This window comes from Leeuwenhoekiella aequorea, assembly GCF_004104375.1.
In the GTDB taxonomy this organism is placed as follows: domain Bacteria; phylum Bacteroidota; class Bacteroidia; order Flavobacteriales; family Flavobacteriaceae; genus Leeuwenhoekiella; species Leeuwenhoekiella aequorea.
Genome location: NZ_QOVM01000005.1, coordinates 296,469 through 307,229 on the forward strand (window position 1 = coordinate 296,469; position 10,761 = coordinate 307,229).

5 protein-coding genes are annotated in these 10,761 nt (G+C 32.9%); 3 read left to right on the plus strand and 2 right to left on the minus strand.

The features are described 5' to 3' along the window. Positions 1–19 precede the first annotated feature (19 nt). Together DSM00_RS12450 and DSM00_RS12455 are read right to left on the minus strand one after the other, a co-directional pair. On the minus strand, positions 20–2,500 hold the full coding sequence (locus tag DSM00_RS12450) for a hypothetical protein (RefSeq protein WP_128758292.1): 2,481 nt from the start codon (positions 2,498–2,500) through the stop codon (positions 20–22). 75 nt (positions 2,501–2,575) lie between these two features. Then, the gene (locus DSM00_RS12455) at positions 2,576–3,169 is read right to left on the minus strand and encodes a ribonuclease HII (protein WP_128758293.1); all 594 of its coding nucleotides are present in this window, start codon (positions 3,167–3,169) and stop codon (positions 2,576–2,578) included. 258 nt (positions 3,170–3,427) lie between these two features. Between DSM00_RS12455 and DSM00_RS12460 the strand changes: the two genes are divergently transcribed. The 3 genes from DSM00_RS12460 to DSM00_RS12470 all read left to right on the plus strand — a co-directional run bounded on the left by DSM00_RS12460 (position 3,428) and on the right by DSM00_RS12470 (position 10,437). After that, positions 3,428–6,682: a SusC/RagA family TonB-linked outer membrane protein gene (locus tag DSM00_RS12460; RefSeq protein ID WP_128758294.1), complete on the plus strand. Its 3,255-nt coding sequence runs from the start codon at positions 3,428–3,430 to the stop codon at positions 6,680–6,682. 9 nt (positions 6,683–6,691) lie between these two features. Next, positions 6,692–8,203 carry a RagB/SusD family nutrient uptake outer membrane protein gene (locus DSM00_RS12465; RefSeq protein ID WP_128758295.1) on the plus strand — a complete coding sequence of 504 codons (1,512 nt, stop codon included), beginning with the start codon at positions 6,692–6,694 and terminating at the stop codon, positions 8,201–8,203. A gap of 287 nt (positions 8,204–8,490) precedes the next feature. Then, the gene (locus tag DSM00_RS12470) at positions 8,491–10,437 is read left to right on the plus strand and encodes a putative porin (RefSeq protein WP_128758296.1); all 1,947 of its coding nucleotides are present in this window, start codon (positions 8,491–8,493) and stop codon (positions 10,435–10,437) included. Positions 10,438–10,761: the final 324 nt, after the last annotated feature.

Consider the following 10,761-nt stretch of genomic DNA (forward strand, 5'->3'; position numbering starts at 1 on the left):
AACAAATAATTGTATTACTTTAATTAATTTGATAGATAATAACGCTATTAGATTCCCCTTTTGTCACTAGTCCTAGTTTTTGAGAATTTATATTTCCTAAATCACTTTTTGAAGTACCATAAACAGGAAAGTTAGGAACTGTATTCCCGTTTTGATCAAATAGATAGACTTTGTTTGCTTGTAAATCTGTAAGAACAGTATAGTATTTCTTATTATATATAAAGGATTTCAATCCTTTATAAATTCCTAATTCGAGTTCTTTTTCTTTGCCATTTATGATGAGCTTGTTGTCATTTAAAGTAGCATCAAACGAATTAATGTTTGTATGTAAAAATCCAGAGGTTAGTTTCTTCTTATTTCTTGATATTTTTCCAGATTCAGAAATGGTAACTAAAGATCCGTCTGCTTCATAAAAGGAAAAATTACCTTGACGTAAAGAGATAGGTAGGCCCGAAAATTTAAACTTTTCAGAAATATCAATTCGGGAATGACCTCTTCTATCGAGTATATCTAAATGTCCATTTTCAAGTTGCATGATAATGTAATCTTTTGAGCCAGATCGAAGGTGCTGGGGTTTTGAATTTAGATTTGCAGAAGCTTTTGTATAATCAAAACCTTTTACTATTGAAGCATTACTGTCATACATTTTCAATTCGTTGCTTTGCGTAATTACAAATCGATAATTACGATTGCCATCATAATCAAATATTGCCAATGGCTGAGAAATTGTAGTTTCTAATTTAAATCCAAATGGTTTTACAATATCACCATCGCTTGCTAATATATAAAAGTGATTAGGTGTGACAAATGCATATTGTAATCTTCCATTTTTATAAAGATCCACCTGTTGAATGTCTCCTAAAACAGGGCCTTCTAATTCCTTTTTCCATTCTATTTTTCCGCTAGCATCAATATGATACAAAGTATTAGAAACATCTTGAACTAAAATATTTTTACCTTTAGTTCTATAATTTTCTAATAACTGCGGACTATCTAATAGATCCTGATCGAGTTTAATACTAGCTACTTGAGTAACTTGAGAAACTTCAGTTGTTTTAGAGAACTTATTAATTACTCCATTTACATAAGTGAAATTATCTGCTTGAATAAACTGAATAGCACTGTTAGGATAATCATCAAGATTAACATCTGTTAATATGCTGGATTCCGTTTTGCCTAATTTTGTAGATAGATAATTTCTCTGTGCATCATTATTAGCATATAAGAATAGTGTAGATTGATCACTTAACTTATTTACTAGTTGCTTATAAGTGGGAGTTCTACTAATCACAGCGCCATTTTGTTTGTTTGCAATAACATCCTCAATCTCACTAATTGTTTTAGCAAATACAAAATAGGAATCTACTTTGCAATAGACATATACTGCCGGGGGATTTAATAGTTCTAAGAACGGACTCTCAAAAACCAAAGAATCTGAAATAGAATAGATAGGAACTTCTCTGTGCACTGAGTTTTTTGTGGAAACAAGTGCCAATGCATCTTCCGATTTTTTAGTATCTGAACTATGAGCAATAATAATTGCATCGGTGTCTGTATAAGAAATAGCGACTTCGTCTAAAGTCGTGAAAAATCCCTCTATTGGAAATGTAAATTCTTTCAAAGAGCTATTTCTTTTAGTAGCCAGATTAGCCTTGTATTGGTTCCAATCAGAAAGATGCAAGCTTGTAAATGCTCTACTTAAAATAGGTATTACATTCCCAGCTCTAAATTCGCCTGATTCTAGATTTTTTAAAAGGTTTAGTGTATGATCTTGTTGATCATCTGCGGTTATAACACCACTAAACTGGTTTTTTTTAGTATTTAAGTTTAAATCTATAGCTGCCCACTCAAACGGAATTTCTCTTGTTCTAAATTTATATAAAGGAAATAGATCTTTAAATATCCGTTTAAAATAGGTGCCTTTTATGTAGAGGTTAGGTTGCTGCGCATCACTAGTTTTAATCATTTTTTGTAGAGACGCATCGATAGGATCCCTGCCGGTATTGCCTTGTAAGATGGTATTCTCTAAAATTAACTTAGAGGTACTAGCGATTAGAATATTATTCGTTGTCATGAAAAAAACCTCGATACCTTCAACCTTAAATGAATTGATGATTGTTCCTTCATAATCGGTCTTAATCAAATTTTCCCGGAATAAAGAGTCTTGAAGAATTAGGTTTTCAGAGACTTCAGTAAATAGAGCTATGTCATAATCATTTTCTCCTAGAGCAACAAAGGAGATGTAACTTTCCTGATTAGGATTGAAACGGGAAAGCAGTTTAGCGTAGTTGCTAAGTGTATGGCTAAAACCAGTAGGCTTTATTCTATTAATAAATTCATTTGCTTTTAAGCTATTTTTTAGGCTCTCCCATTTAGGAACGCGCAAAATAGCAGCAGATTTTTGAGGTATTAAATGTAGAAGATCAGTGTCTGCTTCGGGTTGTTGAGCGCAATTAACCATTAAAAGATGTAGGGCAACGACCAAAATGATTTTCTTCATAAACTGTAGTACTTTAATAATGACGTAAAGATATGAAGTCTAGAGAAGCAATTCTTATAACAAAACCTCAGAATTCTATTTTATCTCGCTAGGTAAAAGTTTAAACGTTTTACGGTGATATATTGTAGGGCCATGTTTACTTATAGCTGCTCGATGAGCTTTTGTAGGATACCCCTTATTTTGTAACCAATTATAATTAGGGTGAACCTCATGAAGTTCTTGCATATAGCGATCTCTTTCTGTTTTTGCTAGTATAGATGCAGCAGCGATAGACATATACTTACTGTCTCCTTTAATATAGCATTTATGGGTATAACCTGTATATTCTTTAAATCTATTACCATCCACTATTATATGTTGTGGAGTTTTTCTTAATTGAGAAATTGCTAAGTGCATTGCCTCAAAGCTTGCATTAAGAATATTGATTTCATCGATTCTCTTTGGAAAAACGTGTGCTATACTATAAGAAACGGCTTGCTCTTCAATTATTAATCTCAGTAGTTCACGTTTGGTATGGGAAAGCAGCTTAGAATCTGTTAATAATTCATTTTTAAAATTTGATGGTAGAATTACGGCTGCGGCTGTTACCGGTCCCGCTAAACATCCTCTACCAGCTTCGTCAGTTCCACATTCTAAAAATTTTGTTTGAGAGAAAAGTTTTAAAGGCATTTATAAAAGAAAATATTAGAAGCTGTAATGTTAATATTAGACTGATAACGAGTATATTGAGATTTATTGTATAGTATTTTATTTTTAAAGTATTAGTATTAAAAATACAATTTGATCAATAAATCTGTAATAATAATTCAAATAAGGCTCCAAAATTATGCATTGTTTATGTTAATTTAAGGATTGTTTAACGGTTTTTGTTGCAATTCTAACAAAGTTTTAGGATGTTTGTGAAGGCAAATTCAAATAAATAAATTTATGAAATCAAAAATTACATGGTGCTTTGCGCTTTGTTTGCTGTTTATCACACAGTTAGCATTCGCTCAGCAGAAAACAATTACGGGTACCGTAACTGATCAAAGCAACGTTCCTCTCCCGGGAGTTAATGTTGTTATTAATGGTACAAGTACTGGTACACAAACAGATTTTGATGGAAATTATTCCATTCTTGCAAATCAAGGAGATGTTTTAGTTTTTTCTTACGTTGGTTTTCAAGAAATGTCTGTTAAGGTAGGTGCATCTTCAACTATAAATACCAGTATGGTAGCAGGAGAAGAACTCGATGAGGTTGTAGTTACAGGTTTTGGAAATGTATCTAAAAGCTCTTTTACGGGCTCTGCTAAAGTCGTAGCGGGAGATGAACTTTCTAAAAAGTCTTTTACAAACGTTTCACAAGCTTTAGCTGGTGAAGCAGCTGGTGTAGCCGTATTTAATACTACAGGACAGCCTGGTAGTGTTTCAACTGTACGTATTAGAGGTTTTGGGTCTATAAATGGTAGTCAAGCACCTTTATATATTGTAGATGATGCTCCTTTTGGGGGTAGTTTAAATGACATTAATCCTAATGACATTAAGTCTGTTACTGTTTTGAAGGATGCATCTGCAACTTCATTATATGGTGCGAGAGGTGCAAATGGTGTAATTGTTATTACAACTAAAAAAGGTGAAGGGAAGAATAATTTAAATGTTTCAGTTAAAACTGGAACAAATTACCAAGGTATCAAGCGATACGAAACCATAAGATCTCCGGAAGAGTACATAGGAATTTCTTGGGAAGGAATATATCAAAGAGGCTTATTAGAAAATAATGGCGATCAAGCTGCAGCTATCAACTATGCAAATTCAAATTTATTTGAGGGTAATAATGCAGATGTTTCTGATATTTCTCCAGTATATAACATGTGGAATGTTAGTGATAGTGGAGCCGCTGGCGTTTCAGAACTGATAGATCCTACTACAGGGACAGTTAGACCGGGTGTTACAAGAAGATATACTCCAGAAAATTGGGGGGATTTTGCTTTTCAAAGTTCAAATAGAACAGAGGCTAATGTTTCATTATCAAATAGTGGAGAAAATTCATCGGTATATGCTTCTTTCGGTTACATTGATGATATAGGATATGCAAATAATACAGATTATAAAAGACTCAATGGGCGTGTTACAGCGACAAATAGAGTTTTAGATATAATTGATGCAGTTACTACGATTAATTATGCTCAAAGTGAAACAAATACTAATGGTACAAGTACTGATTCAGGATCTCAATTTTGGTGGATTGATAATATTCCTACTATTTATCCGCTTTATCGTAGAGATGCAGATGGTAATAGAATACCAGATCCTATTTATGGGGGTTCTCTTTTTGATTATGGTCTTGAAGACGGTCGTGGATTTGGATTTGCAACGAATGGTGTTGCAGACTCAGAAATAAATATTAATTCAGCTAAAGGAAATTCAGTTAACTTTAATAATGATCTTAAAATTGCTATTGTTGACGGTCTAACATTTGAAAATAATTTTGGGTATCAATACTTAATGGATGAAGATATTGATCTTAATGAACGCTTCTATAGTCCTGCTAAAGGTGAAGGCGGAAGAGTTTCTAGAGCTCGTACTGAGATAAAAAACTATACGTTAAGAACAGGATTAAGATATACTAAAAGCTTTGGAGATTTAAATCTTTCGGCTTTTGTATCTCACGTGGCTACAGAATATGAGTTCAATTATTTATTTGCAAGTCGTTCAAATTTAGTTACTTCTTTCGGAACAGATATTAGCAATGGTGTTGTAAACAATCCTAGTGATGGATTTACAAGAAATGAAAAAACTGAAAGCTATATAGCTAACGTGACTTTAGATTTTGAAAATAAATATTACTTAAATGGAACTTTCAATAGAGATGCATCTTCTAGATTTGTAAATGAAAAGTGGGGTAATTTTTATGCAATAGGTGGTGCTTGGATAATGTCTAAGGAGGATTTTCTTCAGAGCGCTGATGCCATAGATTTCCTAAAATTAAAAGCTAGTTATGGAGTAATTGGTAATTCTGATACAGATGGTTCTTATGGTGGTCTATATCCTGGATACAATATTTATTCTATTAATAACTTAAATAACAATATCTCATTAGCTTTTGCTGTAAGAGGTAATGCAGATCTTACTTGGGAAAGTTCTAATCAGTTTAATACAGGTTTAGAGTTCGAGCTTTTCAATTTTGTTGATGCTTCTGTCGAATACTACAGAAAAACGACTACAGATATGTTCTTTACTAGAAACGTAGGTCCTTCAAATGGTTTTGCTACAATTCAGGTAAATGACGGTGAAATGTTAAATTCAGGTGTTGAATTTGATTTAGATTTCAAGGTAGTTAATACTCCAAAATTCCGTTTAAATGTTGGTATTAATGGGCAATTGCTTAACAATGAGTTAGTGGCTTTACCAATAGATCCAACTACTGGTGAGGAGCAAAGATTTGATCAAGAGGGAAGCTATGGTCGTACAGCGGGACGTTCTTTATATGATTGGTACATGCCAGTTTATGCAGGTGTAAATTCAGATAATGGTGCTGCACAGTGGGAACGTTACTTTGATGATGTTGATAATAACGGAGAATATGGTAGTGGAGATGTAATTATTACAAGTTTAACAGGTTACCAGAATGATAATCCTGATGCAACTATCGTACAGGATATTACTGAAGTTTATGCGGAAGCTGCAGATCGATTTGTTGATAAAACAGCTATACCAGATATTAGCGGTGCTTTTAGATTAAATGCAAGCTACGGTGGTTTTACCTTAAGTGCATTATTTAATTACTCTTTAGGAGGCTATTCATACGATGGTGCTTATGCAAATCTTATGGATAATGATTATGCTGGTACTAATAATTTTAGTACAGATATCAGAAACCGCTGGATGGCACCAGGAGATGTCACAGACATACCTCGTCAGGATGCAAGATTCCAAATTCAGCAGAGTGCTACATCAACTCGATTCTTAACAAAATCAGATTTCTTAGCCTTAAATAATATTCGTTTAGGTTTTGATATGCCTACTACTTTTGTTGAAAGAATGGGACTTAAGAATTTAAATTTATTCGTAACTGGTGATAACCTTGCTCTTTGGTCTCAAAGAACTGGTTTCAACCCTTCAACTTCAGTAACAGGTAATTCTAGTATTTACACTTACAGTCCGCTATCTACGATTGTGTTTGGTGTTAATTTAACTTTATAAAAAATAACTATGAAAGCTTTAAGAAAAATTATTTATGCAGGGGTTTTGCTATCCCTTGCTTCTTGTAGCGAAGACTATTTAGAAGTCTACCCTACAGAAGTTTTAACAGATACTCAAGTGGCTGCAGCTGCTGAGATAAACGAAGAAGTAGCAAAAGGTACTTTACTTGGTATTTATGAAAACATGTATCGCTTTGGTAGTGGAGGTACAACTGCTCAGGAAGATTTTGGTGTAACTGCACAATTTATGCAGATGGATATATTATCTGGAGATATGGCTCATTTAGGTAAGAGTTACAATCGTCAGGTAGATATTTCAGAGTTAACTGCAACATTAGATCCTGATAATAATGTTAACTATCGTGCTTGGAGATTTCTTTATAGAATTATAAATTTATCTAATTTAGTTATTGATGCTTCGGGGGGTAATGATGTAGTGCCTGAAACTGAAACAGGAAAATATACTATTGGTCAAGCTAAAGCTTTGAGAGCGTATGCCTACTTTTTCTTAATTCACGCTTATGTAAATGATATATCAGATTTATCAAAACCTGTATTACCTATTTATAAAAGTGCCGAAGAACTTGATCAGCCTAAGAGTCCATTACAAGATGTTTTTGATTTTGTAGTTAGTGATTTACTAGATGCTGAGACTTTGTTAGATGGGTTTGTAAGAGAAGAAAAAATTGAAATCAATCAGGATATTGTAAGAGGTTTATTAGCTAAAACATATGGCGCTTTAAACAACTGGCCTAAAACTGAAGAGTATGCAAAAAAAGTTATCGATGCGGGTTATCCGATTATGACTGCAGATGAAGTAGCATTATTGCCAGATGAAGATGGAAGCGTTGGAGGTTTTAATGACATTAATACAATTCCAGGGGTAATGTGGGGGATTAATATCACAGCAGAAGGGCAAGGTCTTTCTTCTCTCTTATCTTGGTGGGGATTTGTTGATGCCTATAGCTACAGCTATGCGGCTGTAGGTAATCCTAAAGGGATGGACCGCGGTTTATATAATAACTTCAGAGCAGATGATATTAGAAAATATCAGTTTAGTTCAACTCTAAGACCTTTAGGTAAGTTTTATTATAAAGGAGCACAAAACAATGGTTTTGGTTTGTTCTCAGGACCTCAGTCTAATATTGATTCTGATTCTCACTATATGCGAGTTGCTGAGTTGTATCTTTTACATGCTGAAGCTGCTGCGGAAAATGGAAATAATACCGCTGCAAGGGCTAGTTTAAAAGCTCTATTAGATTTAAGATTAGACGACAGTTCTTACGTAGATGGTCTTGCTGGTAAAGCTTTAGCTGAAGAAGCTGCTCTACAGGCTAGATTAGAATTATGGGGAGAAGGTCAATCATATTTTATTATGAAGAGAAGACGTCAGACTAGAACTCGTGGTGAAAATTGGTTAGATTTTGCAGGTCAGTCATTTAATCATAATGATGAGAAGTTAACTTACGAAATACCTCAAAATGAAATTTTGTTTAATTCAAATTTAGATGGACAAAATTAATCTTAATTAGAATAAATAAAACTTATATTTCAAAGCCGGATAATTTAAAAATTATCCGGCTTTTATATTTTTGATTTATTGAGAGTTATGTCTATAAACTCACATTATTTCGGACTATATTATTGTGTGTTATATAGTTGTATTTTGATCAAAACTAAAAGAAAAATTCTCATAATTAAAGCACAATAAATTTTTTAAAAACCACCCTACTCGGGTGGTTTTTTCATACCATAATTTTCCTTACAGCTTTACGTTTAAAAACTATATTTTTGACCTAAACATTTTTAATGCGTAATAGCTTACTTTTTATTATAGTTCTAATCTCATGGAGTTCACTTTTTGCTCAAGGTGGAGAGCCAGCAACATTAGGTTCAGAGAACGATCTTCAGAATGGTTCAGTAAGACCAAAAGCTAAAACTAAGCAAGAACGCCCGCCTGTAGATTTATATAAAATGTTTACAGTAGATAATGATACAACTATCGTTGATACCTCATTAACTATTCAGAAATTCTATAAATACAACTACCTCAGAAAAGATAATTTTGACTTACTGCCTTTTTCAAATGAAGGTCAATCTTATAATACGCTTATTTATGATTTTTCATCTCAACATATAAAGCCGAAGTTTGGTGCTAGGGCAAGACATTTCAATTATTTAGAAGTTAATGACATGCTTTATTACGAAGTGCCTACGCCACTTTCAGAAATTTATTATAAAAGTGTGTTTGAGCAAGGTCAAAATTTAGATGCTTTTTTTACAATGAATACTTCTCGTAGGTTTAATTTCTCAATTGCTTACAAAGGCTTACGAAGTCTTGGAAAGTATCAGCATATTTTAACAAGTACTGGTAATTTTAGGTTCACGACAAACTATCAATCAAAAAATGATAGATATATGTTAAAGGCTCATTATGTTGCTCAAGATTTGCTAAATGAAGAAAATGGCGGATTAACAGATCAGGCTTTATCAAATTTTATAGGGAATGATAGTCAGTTTGACGATAGATCTATTTTAAGTGTCAATTTTGAAGATGCTGAAAGTATTTTAGATGGCCAGCGTATTTATATTAATCAGAAATATGATTTAATAAAACAAATAGATAGCATTTCAAATAATAGAATTGAAATTGGCCATATACTTAATTATGATGATAAATATTATGAATATCGTCAAGATTCACCTTCTGCGTTATTTGGCGACTCCTTTGTAACTTCAGACATACAAGATAAGGTAGATGGTACAGACCTAAATAATAAACTCTGGTTAAGATATTCAAACAATTTATTGGGTAGTATTTCATTTCAGATTAATCATACTAATTATAAGTATGGTTATAAGTCGGTATTGATTCAAGAAGATAATCGAATACCTAATATCCTATCTGGCAATCTTATTGCTGCGGGTGCAGGCTATTCAAAAAAATATAGAGGCTTTCAACTAGTAGGAGAGCTGCAAACAAATATTTCAGGTGATTTTGATGGTTATGATTTTAAAGCTGAGGCGAGTTACAATATAAATTCAGATGCCAAATTTTCTGGGGGAATTCATTTAAATTCTGCGCCGGCAAATTTCAATCACTTACTTTATCAGAGTAGTTATGAAAACTACAATTGGTATAATGCAGATGTTTATGATAATGTCAAAACCAGTTCTATAAATTTTGATTTAATATCTGAAAAGTGGCTAAACGTCTCAACAAGTTTTGTAAATATCAATGATTACGCATATTTCGCTTTAGATCCAGAGTCATCATTAGTGAATTCTTTTCAGACAAAAGATAATATTACCTATCTAAAGATTAAAGCCAGTAAAGAATTTAGATTTGGAAAGTTCGGACTCAACAATACTATTGCTTATCAAAATGTAAGTTCTGGAGACTCTTACTTAAATGTTCCAGATTTAAAAACAAGAAATACGCTTTACTATACAGACAATTGGTTTCAAAATGCGCTGTTTATTCAGACTGGACTTAATTTTAATTATTTCACTAAATATAATATGAATAGTTATGATCCTGTGCTAGCTGAGTTCTATGTTCAAAATGATCAGGGAATTGGTGGTTTCCCGCTTATAGATTTATTCTTCAATATGAAAGTACGTCAAACTCGTATTTTCTTTATTGCTGAACATATTAATTCACTTGCATCAGAAAATAATTACTTCAGTGCCCCGGGTTACCCATACCGTGACTTCACCTTTCGATTTGGTTTAGTTTGGAATTTCTTCTTGTAATAGAATGCTACTCGTTTATGAGTTAATGTATATATAGGAGTAATGTTTAATAGAGCTTCTATTACTGAAGATATCTGCACATATTTAGCTGTAGATTATAAAATCACGAATTACTGGGGTTAGGAGATGTCGTTGATCGAGTAGAATCAGAAAATCTCGAACTTTTGATGCTTTGTAAGCCCTGCAAGAATTCTTCTCGTGCTATATAGGAGTGCCTTTTAAGAATCTTTTAATTTTTTTTGAGTTTTAAGGTATTGGTTTACAGTTGTTTTGTAAAAATATTAAAATTAGTTTAAGAAAGTGCTTGCGGGGTTAAATAATGGT